The following is an 18,128-nucleotide window of genomic DNA, read 5'->3' as shown; positions in this document are numbered from 1 at the left end:
CGCCTCCTGTCAACAATTACCCTAGTTCGACTTCAAATCGTACATTTGCACAATCGCCGCATCTTTGAGGGTCTTACTCTTCACTGTTGAATAAGTATAGCGCCATTTTTGCAAAGATTCTTCTATTTCTTCGCTATATCCCCGGCCTTTTTGAAATAAGCCCACAGATTTTTGCTGCCAAAGTGGCTCAACATAGCCGCAAATATCCGAAAGTGACGCGAATGCGCGCGCCGTAAACACGTCTATAGGCCCGATTTCTGCAGGTTTGAGCATTTCTACCCGCATTGTATGCACCTCTGCTTGCAGACCCAGCTCACGCACAATTTGCCGCAAGAATGAACCCTTTCGACCATTAGATTCCACCATATGTACCGTCAAATCGCGGTTTTTTAGGGCAATTGCGAGGGGAATCGCAGGGAATCCACCACCACTGCCGAGGTCAAGAAGACGTCGCGATTCGATGGGAATCATGGGGATGAGTTGGAGGCAGTCCAAAAAATGCCTTGACCAAATCTCGGCCAATGTTTCACGTGAAACAAGGTTCTGCACTTTTTGCCACTTAATGAGCTCAGATTCATAAAATGCCAGCGAATCCACGATCTCTGCAGCTTCAGCGCCAGCCATCATGTCCGCAGGAAGGCCGGATAGAAAGAGCGCGACCGGCTCACGAACTTGTAGCATTATGCAGCGCCTGTATTCTTGATCAAATATCCCCGCTTGATCACCGCGAGGATTAAGGTGATGGCGGCCGGTGTGATGCCTTCGATCTTTTGTGCATGTGCAATGGTTTTAGGCCGCGCAATCTCCAGCTTTTGTCGCATTTCGCCCGACAGACCAGAAAGCTGCCCATAATCCATCCAGTCAGGGATAGCCCGCTTCTCATCACGGCGCATGGCATCGACGTCCGCTTTTTGCCGTTCAAGATACACAGCATACTGCGCATCAACGCTAACCTGCTCAACTGTCTTAGGATCGATATCGTTAAGCTCAGGCCAAATCTCCTGCAGATCCGAAAGATCAATGTTGGGGTAAGACAAAAGCTCAAACGCGCTGCGACGGACACCGTCCGCGTTTACCTTCAGACCATGCTTTGCAGCTTCGTTGGGGGTAATGGTTAATGATTTCAATAGCGCGCTCGCGTGATCAAGCGCCACCATCTTTGCGGTAAATACAGATTCACGGGTCGGATCAACGAGACCATAGGCCAGGCCAATTGGCGTCAGCCGTTGGTCCGCATTGTCGGCGCGCAAATGTAACCTAAACTCTGCCCGCGATGTAAACATCCGGTAAGGCTCTGTTACACCCCGTGTCACCAAATCGTCAATCATCACAGCAAGATAGCTCTCGGTGCGCGACAAATGCATGCCGTCACGCCCCAGCGCGGCAAGGGCCGCGTTGGCCCCCGCCAAAAGCCCCTGTGCGCCAGCCTCTTCATACCCGGTCGTGCCGTTGATTTGCCCGGCTAGGTAAAGCCCCGATTGCTTTTGCAGCTCCAGTTCGTGGGTCAATTCTCGCGGATCTACAAAGTCATATTCAATCGCGTACCCCGGTTGCAGAATTTCAGCGTTTTCAAGCCCTGGCAACGCGCGAATAAATTGTTCCTGTACAGTCTCAGGCAGACTCGTTGAAAGACCATTTGGATAGATCGTATGATCATCAAGTCCTTCTGGTTCCAGAAAAATCTGATGGCTTTCGCGATCGTTAAACCGAACAATCTTATCCTCGATTGAGGGACAATAGCGCGGGCCTTTGCTGTCGATTTGCCCCGAATACATAGCTGACAAATGCAGATTATCTTCAATGATCTGGTGCATCGCCTTGTCAGTTCGGGTGATGTAGCAAGGCACCTGCCGCACCGTGATTTCGTCGGTCAACATTGAGAACGGCTCTTTATCCGCATCTCCATGCTGCACCTCGAGCACATCCCAATTGATGGTGCGGCCATCCAGACGCGGTGGCGTGCCGGTTTTAAGCCGTCCAAGCTGTAGTCCAAGACTTTCCAACCGATCCGAAAGCCCCAAAACCGGTGCTTCCCCTGCTCGTCCAGCAGGAATTTTCTTTTCGCCAAGATGGATAAGGCCGCGCAGGAACGTACCCGTCGTCAAGACCACCTTCGCACAGGAAATAGTGGTGCCATTGCCAAGCGCAACACCCGTTAAAATACCATTTTCTACAATGATATCATCGACTTCGCCTTCAATCACATCAAGATTGGGCTGTGCATCAATGGCAGCTTGCATTGCTGCTTTATAAAGTTTGCGATCCGCCTGCGCGCGAGGTCCGCGCACTGCAGGACCCTTGCGTCGATTGAGCATGCGGTATTGAATGCCCGCCTGGTCCGCCACACGCCCCATCAAGCCATCGAGCGCGTCAATCTCGCGCACAAGGTGGCCTTTGCCCAATCCGCCGATTGCGGGGTTGCAGGACATTTCACCAATCTTTGCATATTGATGTGTGATCAGGGCTGTGCGTGCGCCTACCCGCGCAGAAGCAGCAGCAGCTTCGGAGCCCGCATGTCCTCCGCCAACAATGATGACATCATAGTCCATAGTCTGTCTCATGATGAGCTAACCTTTTGTTTCACGTGAATCCAACTGGTGGATGTTTCACGTGAATCATTTCCCTATGCAAAAGCCCGCAAAAAGCCGATCCAATATGTCTTCGGCATCTACCAGACCAATAAGTCTGGAAAGCGGCAATGTCGCTTGCCGCAAATCTTCCGCGATGAATTCGAGAGGTTTAGTGAAATCTGACGCAGCACGCAAGTGTGAAAGTGCGTCTTCTAAAGCAGAGCGATCACGTTGATGGGAAATCAATGTGGTTTCACTTGAATCCATATGGTGGTCCACAAGATCGGTCAGTTTGCTCAAAAGAGCGTCCATGCCTTCTCCAGTGGTCGCCGAAATACTCAGCGTTTCACGTGAATCCTTACCTTGATTTTCTACAAGGTCGTGTTTGGTGCGGATCACCCAGTCCGCAAGTGGGTAAACCATTTCCGCGCCGTTTGTGCTATCTACCAATTCAATGACCAGATTGGCCCGTTCAATGGCTTTATAAGACCGAGTAATACCTTCCAGCTCGATTACATCGTCGGTTTGACGAATGCCTGCTGTATCAAAGAAACTGAACAGCTGCCCGCCAATGTCGATGTCAACTTCGATCACATCCCGTGTCGTACCTGGTATATCCGTCACAATGGCACGATCCGTTTGAGACAGTGCGTTCAACAAGGTTGATTTGCCCACATTGGGCCGCCCCACAAGGGCAACCTTGAACCCGTCTTTGATGATTTGACCGCTTTCAAAGCCACTTAAACCTTGTTCAACGCTTTGGATAAGCCTGTTGAGATCATGTTGAAATGCTGGGGGCAAGCTGTCATCAACGTCTCCCTCGTCACTGAAATCAAGCCGCGCCTCAACTTCTGCCAGCAAGTCGATAATCTGGCCACGCCACTGCTCAACATTTTGAGATAGTCCCCCGCGCATCCGCGAAATAGCCAGTTCCCGCTGGCTTTCCGTTTTTGCATCGAGCAGATCGCCTAGACCTTCAATTTCTGTCAGATCCATTTTGCCGTTTTCAAATGCCCGTTGCGAAAACTCTCCCGGCATTGCCAACCGGACATCTTTATGTGTTGTGGCGATGCGCAAAATGGTTTGCACCACCGCCTGGCTGCCATGGCATTGCAGCTCAACAACGTCTTCACCAGTAAAGCTGTGGGGGGAAGGGAAGTAAAGGACTACGACCTCGTCGAGCGGTCGGTCCTGATCATCCTTGAGGGTGCAAAAGGTGGCATAGCGGGGCTTGGGCTTGCTTATGCCGAAGCCTGCAAGGACTTCTAGCGCCGCGGGCCCAGACAATCTGAGCACCGCAACACCTGATGGCAGGCCGCCACTGGATAACGCAATAATGGTTTCCATTCGCAGCCTCGCCCTATCCTATGTGTTCATAGAATCGAAGAATTCAGCATTGGATTTGGTCTGACGCAGCTTATCCAACAAGAACTCGATGGAATCCACCGTGCCCATTGGATTGAGAATGCGACGCAATACATACATTTTCTTCAATGTATCCTTGTCGACCAGCAAATCTTCTTTGCGTGTGCCAGATTTGGTGATGTCAATTGCTGGGAAGACGCGCTTATCTGCCACTTTGCGATCAAGAATAAGTTCAGAGTTACCTGTACCTTTAAATTCTTCAAAGATCACTTCATCCATACGGCTACCCGTATCGATCAATGCAGTGGAGATAATGGTCAGCGAGCCGCCATCTTCAATATTCCGTGCCGCACCAAAGAAGCGTTTCGGCCGTTGCAACGCATTGGCATCCACACCACCGGTCAAAACTTTACCGGACGATGGAACAACTGTGTTGTAAGCACGGCCCAAACGGGTGATCGAATCGAGCAAAATCACGACGTCGCGTTTATGCTCAACTAGGCGCTTGGCCTTTTCAATAACCATTTCAGCCACTTGCACGTGGCGAGAGGCAGGTTCATCAAATGTTGAAGAGATCACTTCACCGCGCACAGAGCGCTGCATGTCGGTCACTTCCTCGGGGCGCTCATCGATCAATAGCACGATCAAATAGCATTCTGGATGATTGGTAGCGATTGATTGCGCAATATTTTGCAGCAATACGGTTTTACCCGTACGAGGTGGCGCCACAATCAGAGCCCGTTGGCCCTTGCCCAAAGGCGCAACCAGATCAATGATCCGAGCGCTTTTATCTTTGGTGGTGGGATCAGCCACTTCCATATTGAAACGCTCATCCGGGTAAAGCGGCGTCAAATTGTCAAAATTGACTTTGTGACGCGCCCGATCAGGCTCTTCAAAATTAACGGAATTAACTTTCAGCAACGCAAAATAGCGTTCCCCATCTTTGGGAGACCGAATTTGGCCTTCAACCGTATCCCCGGTGCGCAGGGAAAATCTACGGATTTGCGACGGGCTGACATAAATATCGTCGGGACCGGGCAAATAATTGGCATCAGGACTGCGCAAAAAGCCAAATCCATCCGGCAAAACTTCAACAACGCCTTCCCCGGTGATGTCGACGTCATTTTCCGCCAATTGTTTAAGTATCGCAAACATCAATTCTTGCTTGCGCAAGGTGCTTGCATTTTCGACTTCAACTTCTTCGGCAAATGCCAAAAGTTCGGCTGGTGTTTTAGCCTTAAGCTCGCGGAGCTTCATATTCTGCATGAAGGACGTATCCTAGTGTGGGCAGATAAAACTAAGGGTGGGATTTTCGAGGTGAGGAACTGAATGAAACAAATCAGTTCGCCTCAAGTGGGACAGCTATAACGCAATTCCTTTGGCGGTTCAAGAAAACTATTGGCTCAACCAATTTAACTAAAACGGCTTCACAACCACCATAATAACAATAATGACCATCAATAGAGTTGGCACTTCATTGATCATGCGAAAGAACTTCGCACTATTTTGATTTTGATCTTTGGCAAAGTCTTTTACTTGCCGGGCCAAAAAGCCATGCATGCCGGACAGCAGCAAAACACCCGCAAACTTAATCAAAAACCAAATGTCCGTGAAACTGGCCATTTGAAAACCAAACACCAACCACAAACCAAATACCCAGCTGGCAATCATGGCAGGTGTCATAATCGCTTTCAGCAGCCGGCGTTCCATTATTTTGAAGGTTTCGCTTTGGGTGGAGCCTTTTTCAGCATCTGCATGATAAACCATCAAACGCGGCAAATAGAGCATGCCCGCCATCCAGGCGATGATGGAAATAATGTGTAATGACTTCACCCAAAGCATAATTTTAGCCTTTTACCCGGCGGACCAATTGTTCCACATGCGCAATCGGGGTTTGCGGCACAATACCGTGGCCCAAATTGAAGATATGTGGCGTATCGCTAAAAGCCTCTAGGATGGCATCTACAGCGCGATTCATTTGGTCTCCGCCTGCCACCAGCCTCAGTGGGTCCAAATTGCCCTGTACGGTGGCCAGAGGCGCTATATGGTCCTTTGCATAGTGAAGCGGCGTGGCATAATCCACCCCAACCGTATTTACGCCTGTTGCTTTGATATATTTCGGCACATTTGCGGCCGCGCCACGTGGAAAGCCAATAATAGGCGCATTCGGAATTTCAGCCCGAACTTTATTGATCAGCTTAACCGTCGGCGCAATCACATATGAATCAAACGCCACTTCATCCAAATTCAAGGCCCAGCTTTCAAAAATCTGCACCACATCGGCACCGGCTTTAAACTGCGCGATCAAATATTGTGCGCTGGCTTCCACCAAAACATCCATCAATGCCGTAAACGCCTCAGGCTGCTGCAGCGCAAATAAACGCGCCGCGGCTTGGTCAGCCGAACCTTTGCCGCCGATCATATAGGTTGCCACGGTCCAAGGCGCACCACAAAACCCAATCAAGGTCTTGTCATCATCAATCGTTGACCGCAAGCCGGAAACGGTTTCCAGCACTGGGTTGAGGTGATCCAACACCCTATCCACGGACAATGCCTTCACATCATCCATACCCTCTAACGGCTCAAGCAAAGGTCCCTCGCCTGGTTGGAAGCGCAGAGACTGTCCCAAAGCATCTGGAATGACCAGAATATCTGAGAACAGAATGGCTGCATCCAGATCAAAACGTCTCAAAGGCTGTAAGGTGACCTCGATTGCCTTTTCTGGCGTATAGCAAAGATCCAAAAACCCTTTTGTTGAGGCACGAACTTCACGATATTCGGGCAAATAACGTCCAGCTTGCCGCATGATCCACATGGGGGGCACATCAAATTTCTGTCCTAACACGCATTGAAGCAATTTCCGGTCGGTCAATCGGTCCACCTTTTCCCTATAAATCTAATAGATAAGAGTCATATTTCTTTCTTCTTTTTCTTCTTATCTGTGTTTTGCAGGAATTCTTTCTTTCCCACAACCCTAATCCACATGCGGCACATGGACCCTTTTATGTTGATCAAAAATTTGCATCCAACGACAAAAAGTTAACGAAACGTAAAATTTGCCCGTTAACAAAGGATTAACGGTTAAAAAAGCGTTACTGGATAACAGGTGGAAATGCTGTGCATAAATCGGGTACAGTTTTGGATAAGGAGTCTTATGCCCGAAATCCACATTTTCCTTAATTCTTTTTTAACCACGGCAAAAGCTGTGCATGAAATTTGAGCCAGTGGGGGAAAAGATGCGAAAAACAGGCCAACGAGGCCGATTGAGCGCCTCTTCACACATTTGCCCACAGTCCATTGGGGATAACTGACTAAGCCTATGAAAAATAATATTATTTTAGCTTCTAAAAGTGTGTATCGCCAACAATTATTGCGCAATGCAGGCGTCAATTTCGATGTAGTCGCGGCGCGTGTGGATGAACGTGCCATCGAACGGGATAACCAGCTTTCAAAGCTGGATCAAGCCGCCCGCACCGCCCATTTGGCGGCAGCAAAAGCATATGCCGTAGCGCAACACCATCCCGATTGTTTCGTTATTGGCGCAGATCAAACCATCATGCTCGGGCAGATGCCGCTGCATAAGCCGCGCGACATGAGCCATTTGCGCGAGCAATTAAAAATGATGCGCGGCAAGACCCATCGCCTGGTGAGTGCGGCTGTGATCGCCAAAAATAACCAGATTTTGGCTGAAACCAGCCAAACCGTTAAGCTCACCATGCGCGATTTTACCGATCCAGAGATGGAAAAAGTGATTGATCTCGCCGGAGAAAACCTTTTGCAATGCGCGGGCGGTTATCAATTGGAGGGACCAAGCATAAATCTGTTTGAAAAAATCGATGGCGACTATTTCACGGTGCTTGGTTTACCCTTGTTGCCCCTTCTTAAAGCCCTTCGCAATCTAGAGGCCCTATAAATGACTGAACCAAAACGCGCCTTCGTCACTGGCTCCCCCATTAAACATTCAAAATCACCGCGGGTGCACAGCTATTGGCTGCAAAAATATGGCCTTGAAGGTAAGTATGAAGCCGTTGAAACTGATGAGGCCGGGTTACGGGATTTATTCAGCGCGGTGCGCGCGGGCCAATGGCAAGGCGGCAACATCACCCTGCCCCACAAGCAATTGGCGTTTGAGCTGTGTGATCAACTGACCGACACGGCCCGCAAAATTGGCGCGGTCAACACGATTTGGCAGCAGGATGGACAGATTTTCGGCGACAATACAGATGCTTATGGATTTTTAGCCAATCTTGATGATCAGGTGCCCGACTGGGACACCCACAAAAATATCGCGATTGTTTTGGGCGCAGGCGGCGCTGCCCGCGCTATCCTCAATGCACTTGTGGAAAAAGGCTTTGAAACCATCTATCTGCTCAATCGCACCCTTGCCCGTGCCGAAGAGTTGGCGGATGAATTCGATGGTCCGATAGAGCCACAACCCCTTGATAAATTTAACGAACTTGCCAAAAAAGCGGACTTCGTTGTCAACACCAGTTCCATCGGCATGAACGGCACGGGATTTGAAAATCTCGATGTGGATAAATTGCCCAAAACAGCTTTGGTCACTGACATTGTCTACACGCCGCTCATGACACCTTTGCTGCAAGAGGCACAAGATCGCGGCCTGAACATTGCCACGGGCCTCGGCATGCTGCTGCATCAGGCTGTGCCTGGGTTTGAACGCTGGTTCGGCAAAAAACCTGAAGTGGACCGGGATCTGTTCCTTTATATTCATGGTGAGGTTGAAAATGACGAGCGCTGATAAACCAGTGGTGCTGGGCCTGACCGGCTCTATTGCCACCGGCAAATCCACCGTGGCCGGCATGTTCGCCAAGCGCAATATTCCCATTTACGATGCAGATAAAGCGGTGCATGAGCTTTATGCCGGTGAGGCAGTTGCCGCCATGGGCAATCTTTTCCCCGACGCAATTGTTGACGGCAAGATCGATCGGGCGGCTCTATCCAAAAAAGTGCTGGGCCAACCAGAAAATCTTGCCAAGCTTGAGGCCCTGATCCATCCGATGGTGCAACAAAAGATGCACGATTTTCTGGATCAAGCGACTGAAAACAAAGAAAAATTGGCCATTCTTGAAATCCCGTTGCTGTTCGAAACGGGCAAATCCTACCCCACCGACTTTATCGCGGTTACTTTTTGCGCGCCGGACATTCAAAAACAACGGGCGCTGGCGCGCCAGGGCATGAATGAACAAAAATTTGAGGCGATTTTGGCGCGTCAAATGCCGCAAAGTGAAAAGCGTAAACGGGCTGATTTTGAAATCGATACGGGCACCAGCCTGGAGCAAACACAATCGGCTGTGGATGAGATCATCAAAGCTTGTTTGGCCGCAAAAGCCGACTAAACTGATGGCTCACCGAATGATGGATAAAGGCGAGTGCTTTGAAACGCGAAATTGTGCTGGATACAGAGACCACAGGGTTAAGCCCGGCCACGGGTGACCGGTTGGTGGAAATCGGGTGCGTGGAGCTGATTAACCACATCCCCACAGGCAGCAATTATCATGTTTATTGCAATCCCCAGCGGGACATGCCGGAAGAAGCCTTCAAGGTGCATGGGTTGGGCAACGAATTTTTGGCCGACAAGCCCCTATTTAAAGATGTGGCCGACGATTTCCTCGATTTCGTCTCTGATTCGGTGTTGGTGATCCACAATGCGCCGTTCGATATGGGCTTTTTGCAGGCAGAACTGGAATGGGCCAGCAAGCGTCGACTTGAAAATGAAGTGATCGACACCGTGATGTTGGCGCGAAAAAAACATCCCGGCGCCCGCGTAAATTTGGACGCGCTCTGTCGTCATTATGGCATCGATAATGCCCGCCGCACCTTGCACGGCGCACTGCTCGATAGTGAGATTTTGGCCGAAGTCTATTTGGAATTGATTGGCGGGCGCCAAGTTGGCCTGTCTTTGGCCGCACAATCGCAAAGCGACGAGGAGGCGGGCAAAACCATAAAAAAAGAGGCCGCGCGCCAGCGCCCGACCCCTTTGCCATCTCGTCTAAGCGAAGATCAAATTCAGCGCCACAAAGATTTTGTGCTTCACATGAATGATGAAGCGTTGTGGGCCAAATATTGGTCTTAACCTGAATTAGTTTGGCTTGGCTTCGCCATTTTGCTGCTGCTGTTGCGCTGCGGCTTCCAAATTCTGGCGATAGATCGATGAAAAATCGACAGGTTCCATCAACAATGGTGGGAAACCACCAGTTTGTGTCACTGTGGCCAGCAATTGACGCGCAAATGGGAAAATCAAACGCGGGCACTCGATCATCACCAAAGGATGAAGTTGGTTTTCAGGGAAGTTCTTGATCGCGAACAACCCGCCATAAACCAATTCAACACTGAACAAGACTTTTTCGTCGCGCTCTGCTTTGGCATTGATGGTCAATTCCACTGCATAAAGCTCATCTTGCTGCTTTTGCGCGCCCACATTGATGGAAATGCTAATTTGTGGTGCTTGGCCAGCGCTAAGCGATGCTGGCGCATTTGGGTTTTCAAAGCTCAAATCTTTGATGTATTGCCCAACGATATTGAGTGAAGGCGCAGGTTGATCCCCTGCGGCTGCTTTGTTTTCTTCTTCGGCCATGTTCCTGCCCATTTCGTTTAAAATTAATCGAACAAGTGGCTATCACTTTTAGGCCGAGACGACAAGAAGCCTGCAGCGGGCAAAATCCTGCGCTAAATCAACGCTCATCATCGCGCCAATGATCGCGGTCCAAATCGATCACGTCTTCGTCGTCTTTGCGTCGCGGCCCATCGTGAGGGGGCCGCTGTTGGTAAGATTGATAGGATGTGGCGGACACGATTTTCACCCGCTTGCGCAACTCGGTGAACAAAGTTTGGCGCACCAGCGGCACAAACAGCGAAAAACCAACCGCATCGGTGAAAAACCCTGGGGTCAGCAACAAGGCACCCGCAATCGCCAACATGACCCCATCAACAATCTCTTGCGCCGGAAAACCGCCAGCATTGAGCTTGTTCTGAATGGAAAATAAAACCGACATGCCCTGTTGCCGCAACAGGAACGACCCCAAGATCGCGGTGAAAACAATGCCGCCCATGGTCCACCAAAACCCGATTAAGCCGCCAAGAGCGACAAAAATAGCAATTTCAATGATGGGCACCACAACAAACAGGGCAAATAAAATCCGGGACAAGGTGGCTCCTTATAGGCGTTCATGTGACAAAATGACATTTCTTTGGCCAATCGATGGTCTCAAAGCTGGCCATAAGCGTATCTTGCCATATATATAGGGAGAAACAATGAAATTGCGAGCGCGCTCCGGCGCATGACGAGGCAAATATGCAAGACTTTTTAGATCCAACCACCCTTATCTTCTTGATTATTGCTGTGGTTGTGCTGTTCCGGCTGCGGTCCGTATTGGGCACACGCACCGGTGAAGAACGCCCGCCATACCAGCAACAGGATAAAAACGACAAAGAAAATGCGCCCGACGGTGAAAGTGCCCGCGAAAAAGACGCTGGCAATGTGATCGATTTGGGCCGTCGTGAAAATAACAATTCGCGCCCTCAATTGGATGCACAAAAACGCCGTTTGAAAACGGAAGCTGAAATTGAACGCATCGCAGGCGAACGTACCAATGTCGCCAAAGGGCTGCAGGAGTTGGCCGATTTAGATCGTGACTTTTCGCCAAAGCAGTTCCTCGACGGGGCGATCTCAGCCTATGAAATGATCGTGGTGGCCTTCGCGCAAGGTGATAAGAAAACCCTGAAAATGCTGCTTGATCGGTCAATTTATGACGAGTTTGAGCAGGCGATTAATGCCCGTGAAGCTGAAGGCCAAACCAATCAGTTCACTTTTGTCGGCTTTAAAAATGTCGAAATTGTTGACGTGGAATTTGAGGGCAAAGACGCTCTGGTCACCGTCGATTATCGGGCGCAAGTGGTTAGCGCGGTGCGCGACAAGTCAGGTGAGGTGATTGAAGGCGATCTTGAAGCTATCGTTGATATTGCCGATGAGTGGACCTTTGCGCGTCCCATCAAATCACGCGATCCGAATTGGAAATTGGTCCGCACCGATCAGTTGGACTGATCAATGGGGCGAGGCGGCAAAAAAAAAGCGCAAGACTTGGGCGATTGGCATTTATGGACCGAGGTGACTCGGTCCGTATCGCCTTTAAAGCCTGAAAAAATGCAATCTTTGCGCAAAATTACGCCGCCAGATGCAACTGACAAGCTGAAAAGCAAGCCAGACAACTTAAAAACCAGCGCAGCACAGAACGCGCCGGGCAAGCGCGAATGGGCGCCGCTGGTGCCACACACCCCACAGCAACAACTAAATGCACAGCCGCACATCAATTCGGTGATCCGGGCCAAAGTGGCCGATAAGCGCATTGACGCCAAAACACAGCGTAAATTGCGCCGCGGCCGAACCCCGATCGAGGCGACATTGGATCTGCACGGCATGCGCCAGCATGAAGCACACGGTGCGCTCAGTCATTTTATCGCCAGCGCATTTGCGCGCGGGCGCCGCAATCTGCTGGTGATTACGGGTAAGGGCGTGCGCCGCACGGATTTTGCCCAATTTGAGCAAAAGGGTGTGTTGCGCTATCGTGTACCCCAATGGCTCGAAGAACCTCATTTGCGTGGCATGATTGCTGGTATTGAGGGGGCTGGCCAATCACATGGTGGCGAAGGTGCGCTTTATATCAGGCTGAAACGGAATTCAAAATGACCCCTCTCGGCGCAAAAATGCGCCAAATGCGCCGTGACCGTAAGATCACGCTGAAGCAGATGGCGGCAGATCTAAATGTATCGAGCGCGTATTTGTCGGCGCTCGAACACGGCCATCGCGGCAAGCCCACCTGGTATATGCTGCAACGCATCATCGCTTATTTTAACGTCATTTGGGATGAAGCTGAGGAATTGCAGCGTTTGGCGGATCTATCTGATCCAAAAATCACCATCGATACGGCCGGTCTTGATCCCAAGGCAACGACATTGAGCAACAAATTGGCGCATAACATCAATTCGCTCGAACCGTCAGACTTGGAATTTCTCATCCAAGAAGTTGAACAGCGTGGTGCGCGGGCGCGCGCGAAAAAGTAATATGATCCAGTTTTGCAAACGCACCGTAAACTAGACTAAGCCCTTTTTAGTCTGTGGCTCATATTGGCCAAAGGTGAGGATAAATGACTGACGCGCACCGCAATATCAGTGCCCAAACCCTCGAATATTTAATTGGTCGTACCGCCCTGGGCGACAAATCTGCATTTTCTGAGCTTTATTCTTTGATGGCGCCGAAACTTTTTGGCGTGTGTTTCCGTATCTTAAGGGAGAAGCAAGAGGCAGAGGACGTGCTCCAAGATGCGTTTGTAAAAATTTGGCAAAAATCGGATCAATATGCCATGGGGCGCGCAACGCCAGTGGCTTGGCTTTCCACCATTGTGCGCAATCAGGCAATTGACCGTGTGCGATCCCGGGGGAAGCCAACAGAGCAAATTGATGATCATTTCGATTTGCCGGACGCAGAACCATCGCCCGAGCAACAAACAATTTCGGGCCAAGTGGCCAAGCAAATCGACCTGTGCCTTGAGCAGTTAAAACAAGACCATGCCCAATGTGTGCGCCGCACCTATTTGAGCGGCTGGTCTTATCAGCAGGCGGCGGATGAATTAAAAGTGCCGATCAATACGGTGAAAACATGGATAAGGCGCTCGCTGCTGTCGCTAAAGGAATGTCTAGGAAATGAGCAATAGCGTGAACAATTCTGATCTAACTGAAAAAGAGCGATGGCTGGCCGCCGAATTTGCCATGGGCGTTTTGGAAAAAGACGAACATGACAAGGCCGCTATGCTTTATGATCAGAACATCAGTTTTCAGCACGAAGTGGATGGGTGGACATCGCGTCTCACCCCCATGTTGGATGATGTGGAACCACAAATGCCATCGCCGGCAGTGTGGTCGCAGATCGAACATCGCTTGGGCCTTGTTGAAACACCGTCCACCGCGCCGAAAGGTTTGGCCGCCTGGTGGCAAAGCGTCAATCTTTGGCGCGGTCTGAGCCTGGGTACCAGCGCCGTGGCTGCGATTGCACTTGCGATGTTGATTTATGGCGGGCCACTTGCACCAACCCAACCTACATTGACGACGCAGGAACTGGTAGCGACGCTCACCAGCGAAGGCACAAGCCCTGCCATGGTGGCGCGACTGGATCGAGCCAAGCGCCAAATGACAATTTTGACCGCCATGCAGTCCAGTGCTGAACATGACCATGAATTATGGCTGGTGCCGGCTGAAGGCAACCCCGTGTCCATCGCTTTGGTTGAGGCACAAGGCACAACTACACTGGATTTGGACGAGGCCTTGCTGGCGCAATTGGATGAAGGCGCAACTTTCGCCATCTCCGTCGAGCCGCTTGGCGGGTCGCCAACTGGATTGCCAACAGGCCCAGTGATCGCGTCCGGTCAGTTGCGCACCATCTAGGGCACGCCATTTATTGCCAAACTCTGCAAACCGGGATGGTCAAACCATCTCGGTTTTTTCGTGTTGAACGGAAATAGATCTCGCGCCGGAAAAAAGACATGAAGAAAATTTAAATGTAAGCGTCTGAAATAAAACAATAATTCATAAAATTTCAAAAAAATCGACACATTCTGAAACAAAGCCGAAAACCCTCCCGTATCTGCAGTAACCCTTTTGATGAGGGTGTTTAAAAACAACGGAGAGGTAATCATGCTAAAATCAATTTTGAAAACATCATCAGCCCTATTTGTAGCCACAACCATCGGCTTTGCGTCAGCAGGCGCGGCGTTCGCCATGGACGACAACCCAATGGTAGGCGGCGCAGCAATGTTCGCAGATAAAAACATTGTTGAAAACGCTGTTAACTCAAAAGACCACACCACATTGGTTGCTGCTGTGAAAGCCGCAGGTCTTGTTGAGACATTGCAAAGCGAAGGCCCATTCACAGTGTTTGCCCCAACTAATGCGGCATTTGAAGCATTGCCAGAAGGCACAGTTGAAACATTGCTGAAGCCTGAAAACAAAGACATGCTGACCAAAGTGTTGACCGCCCACGTTGTGGCCGGTGACGTGAAAGCTGCAGACTTGATCAAAATGATCGAGGACAATGGCGGCACATATAATTTCACAGCTGTGAGTGGCGACGCACTATCTGCCCAGTTGAATGACGGCAACGTCTATATCATCGACGAAAATGGCAATGCTGCGAAAGTAACCATCGCCGATGTGAACCAATCAAACGGCGTGATCCACGTTGTGAACTCAGTTTTGGTTCCAAAATAAGCTTATCGTGAGCGGTGGGTTGGCCTTCGGGCCAGCCCATTTTCATCCCCCCAACAAGGAGTTCGGCAAATGTCTAACGAAACCAAAATAGAACGTCGCGGATTTTTGAAAAAGATCGGGCTGGGTCTGGGGGCATTTGCGGTCGCTGGTGTCGGTGCAGGCACATATTTCTGGCGCGCAGGAGATCAGGCCAATGCCAATGACCAAGGCGAATTTGAAATCACCCGCACGCCGGAAGAGTGGAGGGCGCTGCTGACAGATAATGAATTCGCGGTTTTGCGTGAAGAACAAACAGAGCGGCCCTATACATCTGACTTATTAGAAGAAAAGCGGGCCGGCATTTATCATTGTGCCGGGTGCGACCAAGCGGTCTATCCCTCAGACACAAAATATGACAGCAAAACAGGCTGGCCGAGCTTTTGGGCGCCCGTCGACGAGGCAGCCATCGGCACCAAGCCAGACAATTCGTTGTTCGCGACCCGCACCGAAGTGCATTGCAGCCGCTGCGGCGGACACCTGGGACACATCTTTGATGATGGACCGCAGCCTACCGGCAAGCGCCATTGCCTAAACGGCGTCGCGTTGAATTTCAAAGCGGCCTAAACCGAGATCGGGGTCAGAAGTCATCCTCCAAAATCGAGAAGTTTCCAACTTTCTTCTTTGACCCCCTTTTGAACCATGTTCCCGCCCCGAACAGGTTCAACCAAAGCGCCTCTGATTGAGTTCAGGGGCGTTTTTCTTGTGGATGGCGCTTTGTCGCGAGACCTGATTTTTGAAAATTTTCTCAAAAATTTCGGCGTAAGTCATTGAAATATATACTCACAAAAACGTTACCTTTTGCAAATGATCGAGTCTCAATCTCCCGCCGTTTCTATCCTGACCGTTGGCCAGCGGATAGAAACCTTTTAACTGGAGAGAAACATCATGCTTAAATCAATCTTGAAGACTTCTTCCGCCGCTATTGTTGCAATGTCACTTGGCTTTGCTGCCGCTCCTGCCTTGGCTGATGGCCATGGCGCGAAAATGAACATTGTTGAAACAGCAATTGCTTCTGACGCCCACACAACCTTGGTTGCTGCTGTACAAGCTGCTGGCTTGGTTGAAACATTGCAAGGCGACGGCCCATTCACCGTGTTCGCGCCAACCAATGATGCATTTGCCGCTTTGCCTGAAGGCACTGTCGAGACATTGTTGGAGCCTGAAAACAAAGACATGCTGACAAAAGTGCTGACAGCACACGTTGTTGCAGGCGATGTACGCGCTGCTGATTTGATTGCAGCGATTGAAGCCAATGGCGGTTCATATGAGTTTGAAGCCGTAAGCGGCGACACGCTGAAAGCCGAAATCCGTGACGGCAATGTGTTCATCATCGATGAGAATGGCAATGCAGGTCAGGTAACAGCAGCCGACTTGGCCCAGACCAACGGTGTGATCCACGTTGTAAACGCCGTTTTGGTGCCAAAATAAGCTTTAGTAATGCCGTGATGTCAGATGTAGGTTGGCCACAAAGCCAACTCCTTCTTCCCCATCCATAGAACACTGACATAGGCAAAAACGCCCTGATCAATGATCAGGGCGTTTTCTTTTGTTTTGAAGATAAGAGCTAGAGAATAAACCGACTGAGGTCAGTGTCCTCAGCCAACTCGCCAACAGCTTTGCGCACGTAAGCGCCATCAATTTCAATGGTTTCGCCACTCTTATCTGGCGCATTGAATGAAATATCTTCCAGCAGTTTTTCCATCACGGTTTGCAGCCGTCGCGCCCCGATATTTTCGATTTTGGCGTTGATCGCCACCCCGAGCTCGGCAATGGCGTCAATCGCATCATCTTTGAAATCAAGGGTGACACCCTCCGTGCCCATCAACGCGACATATTGCTTAATCAGGCTGGCGTCCGTGTCGTTTAAAATCCGCACAAAATCCTCATGGGTGAGGGCGCGCAATTCCACACGAATCGGCAAACGCCCCTGCAATTCAGGCAGCAAGTCCGATGGTTTGGCCACATGGAAGGCGCCCGAGGCGATAAACAAAATATGGTCGGTTTTCACCGGGCCATGTTTGGTCGAAACGGTGGTGCCTTCAATCAAGGGCAGCAAATCGCGCTGCACGCCTTCGCGGCTCACTTCGCCACCAGAACGGCCATCTTTCACGCAAATTTTGTCGATTTCGTCGAGGAAAACAATGCCGTGATTTTCCACCAGCTCAATGGCTTCAGCGATAATCTTGTCCTGATCCAGCAGCTTGTCGGCCTCTTCATTGATCAGCAACTCATAGCTGTCGACCACTTTCACCGTGCGCTTCACGCCTTTTTGGTTAAAGGCTTTGCCCAACATGTCCGAAAGATCAATCATGCCCATTTGCGCCCCCGGCATGCCCGGCATATCAAACATGGGCGAACCAGATTGACCCGTCAGCTCTACTTCGATCTCTTTATCGTCAAGCTCGTTATTGCGCAGCTTTTGCCTATAGCTGTCACGGGTTGCAGGACTGGCAGATTTGCCCACCAACGCATCCAAAACCCGCTCTTCCGCCTGCAAATGCGCTTTGGCTTGCACTTCCTTGCGCTTTTTATCCTTCAAAAGCCCAATCCCGGCTTCCACCAGGTCGCGCACAATCTGCTCCACATCGCGGCCCACATAGCCCACTTCAGTGAATTTGGTGGCTTCCACCTTCACAAAAGGCGCTTGCGCCAACCGCGCCAAGCGGCGGGAAATTTCAGTTTTACCCACGCCGGTTGGCCCGATCATCAAAATGTTTTTTGGGCTGACCTCTTGGCGCATCTCAGCGTCCAGTTGCTGGCGGCGCCAACGGTTGCGCAGGGCCACGGCCACAGCGCGCTTGGCGTCTTTTTGGCCCACAATATAGCGGTCCAGTTCAGAAACGATCTCGCGCGGAGAAAAACTTAGTTCACTCATCA

21 protein-coding genes are annotated in these 18,128 nt (G+C 50.5%); 12 read left to right on the top strand and 9 right to left on the bottom strand.

The features are described 5' to 3' along the window. Positions 1-21: 21 nt before the first annotated feature. The 6 genes from rsmG to hemE all read right to left on the bottom strand — a co-directional run bounded on the left by rsmG (position 22) and on the right by hemE (position 6,816). Positions 22-624 carry a 16S rRNA (guanine(527)-N(7))-methyltransferase RsmG gene (gene rsmG, locus G549_RS0115710; protein WP_027835823.1) on the bottom strand — a complete coding sequence of 201 codons (603 nt, stop codon included), beginning with the start codon at positions 622-624 and terminating at the stop codon, positions 22-24. 56 nt (positions 625-680) lie between these two features. Further along, complete coding sequence (gene mnmG, locus G549_RS0115705) at positions 681-2,561, bottom strand: tRNA uridine-5-carboxymethylaminomethyl(34) synthesis enzyme MnmG (protein ID WP_027835822.1); 1,881 nt, start codon at positions 2,559-2,561, stop codon at positions 681-683. A gap of 54 nt (positions 2,562-2,615) precedes the next feature. Next, complete coding sequence (mnmE, locus tag G549_RS0115700; RefSeq protein ID WP_027835821.1) at positions 2,616-3,917, bottom strand: tRNA uridine-5-carboxymethylaminomethyl(34) synthesis GTPase MnmE; 1,302 nt, start codon at positions 3,915-3,917, stop codon at positions 2,616-2,618. An 18-nt stretch (positions 3,918-3,935) separates the two neighbouring features. Further along, complete coding sequence (gene rho, locus G549_RS0115695; protein WP_027835820.1) at positions 3,936-5,201, bottom strand: transcription termination factor Rho; 1,266 nt, start codon at positions 5,199-5,201, stop codon at positions 3,936-3,938. Positions 5,202-5,351: 150 nt separating this feature from the next. Continuing rightward, on the bottom strand, positions 5,352-5,777 hold the full coding sequence (gene hemJ / locus G549_RS0115690) for a protoporphyrinogen oxidase HemJ (protein WP_036223084.1): 426 nt from the start codon (positions 5,775-5,777) through the stop codon (positions 5,352-5,354). 4 nt (positions 5,778-5,781) lie between these two features. Beyond that, on the bottom strand, positions 5,782-6,816 hold the full coding sequence (gene hemE / locus G549_RS0115685; RefSeq protein WP_343251116.1) for a uroporphyrinogen decarboxylase: 1,035 nt from the start codon (positions 6,814-6,816) through the stop codon (positions 5,782-5,784). Positions 6,817-7,254: 438 nt separating this feature from the next. Here hemE and G549_RS0115675 point away from each other — a divergent pair, with 438 nt between their 5' ends. The 4 genes from G549_RS0115675 to dnaQ are packed head-to-tail and all read left to right on the top strand — an operon-like array spanning position 7,255 to position 10,029. Then, positions 7,255-7,848, top strand: a complete 594-nt coding sequence (locus G549_RS0115675; RefSeq protein ID WP_027835817.1) for a Maf family nucleotide pyrophosphatase — start codon at positions 7,255-7,257, stop codon at positions 7,846-7,848. Further along, a complete protein-coding gene (locus tag G549_RS0115670) occupies positions 7,849-8,694 on the top strand; it encodes a shikimate dehydrogenase (protein WP_027835816.1) in 846 nt (281 codons plus the stop codon). Further along, complete coding sequence (gene coaE / locus G549_RS0115665) at positions 8,681-9,292, top strand: dephospho-CoA kinase (RefSeq protein WP_036223083.1); 612 nt, start codon at positions 8,681-8,683, stop codon at positions 9,290-9,292. Before G549_RS0115670 ends, coaE begins: the two co-directional genes overlap by 14 nt. Positions 9,293-9,330: 38 nt before the next feature. Then, the gene (dnaQ, locus tag G549_RS0115660) at positions 9,331-10,029 is read left to right on the top strand and encodes a DNA polymerase III subunit epsilon (protein WP_036223082.1); all 699 of its coding nucleotides are present in this window, start codon (positions 9,331-9,333) and stop codon (positions 10,027-10,029) included. A 6-nt stretch (positions 10,030-10,035) separates the two neighbouring features. Here dnaQ and secB read toward each other — a convergent pair whose 3' ends face one another. Together secB and G549_RS20660 are read right to left on the bottom strand one after the other, a co-directional pair. Continuing rightward, positions 10,036-10,530 (bottom strand): protein-export chaperone SecB, encoded by a 495-nt coding sequence (gene secB, locus G549_RS0115655; protein WP_027835813.1) that lies wholly within the window; start codon positions 10,528-10,530, stop codon positions 10,036-10,038. A 97-nt stretch (positions 10,531-10,627) separates the two neighbouring features. Then, on the bottom strand, positions 10,628-11,101 hold the full coding sequence (locus tag G549_RS20660; protein ID WP_036223081.1) for an FxsA family protein: 474 nt from the start codon (positions 11,099-11,101) through the stop codon (positions 10,628-10,630). A gap of 146 nt (positions 11,102-11,247) precedes the next feature. Between G549_RS20660 and G549_RS0115645 the strand changes: the two genes are divergently transcribed. The 8 genes from G549_RS0115645 (at position 11,248) to G549_RS0115600 (ending at position 16,679) form a co-directional block, all read left to right on the top strand. Beyond that, positions 11,248-11,997, top strand: a complete 750-nt coding sequence (locus G549_RS0115645) for a Tim44/TimA family putative adaptor protein (RefSeq protein ID WP_027835812.1) — start codon at positions 11,248-11,250, stop codon at positions 11,995-11,997. Between the two features lie 99 nt (positions 11,998-12,096). After that, complete coding sequence (locus G549_RS0115640) at positions 12,097-12,639, top strand: Smr/MutS family protein (protein WP_162889088.1); 543 nt, start codon at positions 12,097-12,099, stop codon at positions 12,637-12,639. Further along, positions 12,636-13,013 (top strand): helix-turn-helix domain-containing protein, encoded by a 378-nt coding sequence (locus tag G549_RS0115635; protein ID WP_027835810.1) that lies wholly within the window; start codon positions 12,636-12,638, stop codon positions 13,011-13,013. The genes G549_RS0115640 and G549_RS0115635 overlap by 4 nt, the downstream gene beginning before the upstream one ends. An 83-nt stretch (positions 13,014-13,096) precedes the next feature. Continuing rightward, a complete protein-coding gene (locus G549_RS0115630; RefSeq protein ID WP_051213956.1) occupies positions 13,097-13,663 on the top strand; it encodes a sigma-70 family RNA polymerase sigma factor in 567 nt (188 codons plus the stop codon). Beyond that, positions 13,653-14,390, top strand: coding sequence for an anti-sigma factor (locus G549_RS0115625; RefSeq protein ID WP_027835808.1), 738 nt, complete (start codon positions 13,653-13,655; stop codon positions 14,388-14,390). The genes G549_RS0115630 and G549_RS0115625 overlap by 11 nt, the downstream gene beginning before the upstream one ends. 249 nt (positions 14,391-14,639) lie before the next feature. Beyond that, positions 14,640-15,212: a fasciclin domain-containing protein gene (locus G549_RS0115615; protein WP_051213954.1), complete on the top strand. Its 573-nt coding sequence runs from the start codon at positions 14,640-14,642 to the stop codon at positions 15,210-15,212. 87 nt (positions 15,213-15,299) lie between these two features. Next, entirely contained in the window at positions 15,300-15,815 is a 516-nt protein-coding gene (gene msrB, locus G549_RS0115610; protein WP_036223270.1) for a peptide-methionine (R)-S-oxide reductase MsrB, read from the top strand. Positions 15,816-16,136: 321 nt separating this feature from the next. Continuing rightward, entirely contained in the window at positions 16,137-16,679 is a 543-nt protein-coding gene (locus G549_RS0115600) for a fasciclin domain-containing protein (protein WP_117394700.1), read from the top strand. Between the two features lie 136 nt (positions 16,680-16,815). On the opposite strand, the gene hslU is transcribed toward G549_RS0115600, so the two are convergent. Continuing rightward, positions 16,816-18,126 (bottom strand): ATP-dependent protease ATPase subunit HslU, encoded by a 1,311-nt coding sequence (gene hslU, locus G549_RS0115595; RefSeq protein ID WP_027835803.1) that lies wholly within the window; start codon positions 18,124-18,126, stop codon positions 16,816-16,818. Positions 18,127-18,128: the final 2 nt, after the last annotated feature.

Source organism: Maritalea myrionectae DSM 19524, assembly GCF_000423365.1.
In the GTDB taxonomy this organism is placed as follows: domain Bacteria; phylum Pseudomonadota; class Alphaproteobacteria; order Rhizobiales; family Devosiaceae; genus Maritalea; species Maritalea myrionectae.
This window is presented reverse-complemented; position numbering and strand designations above follow the sequence as displayed.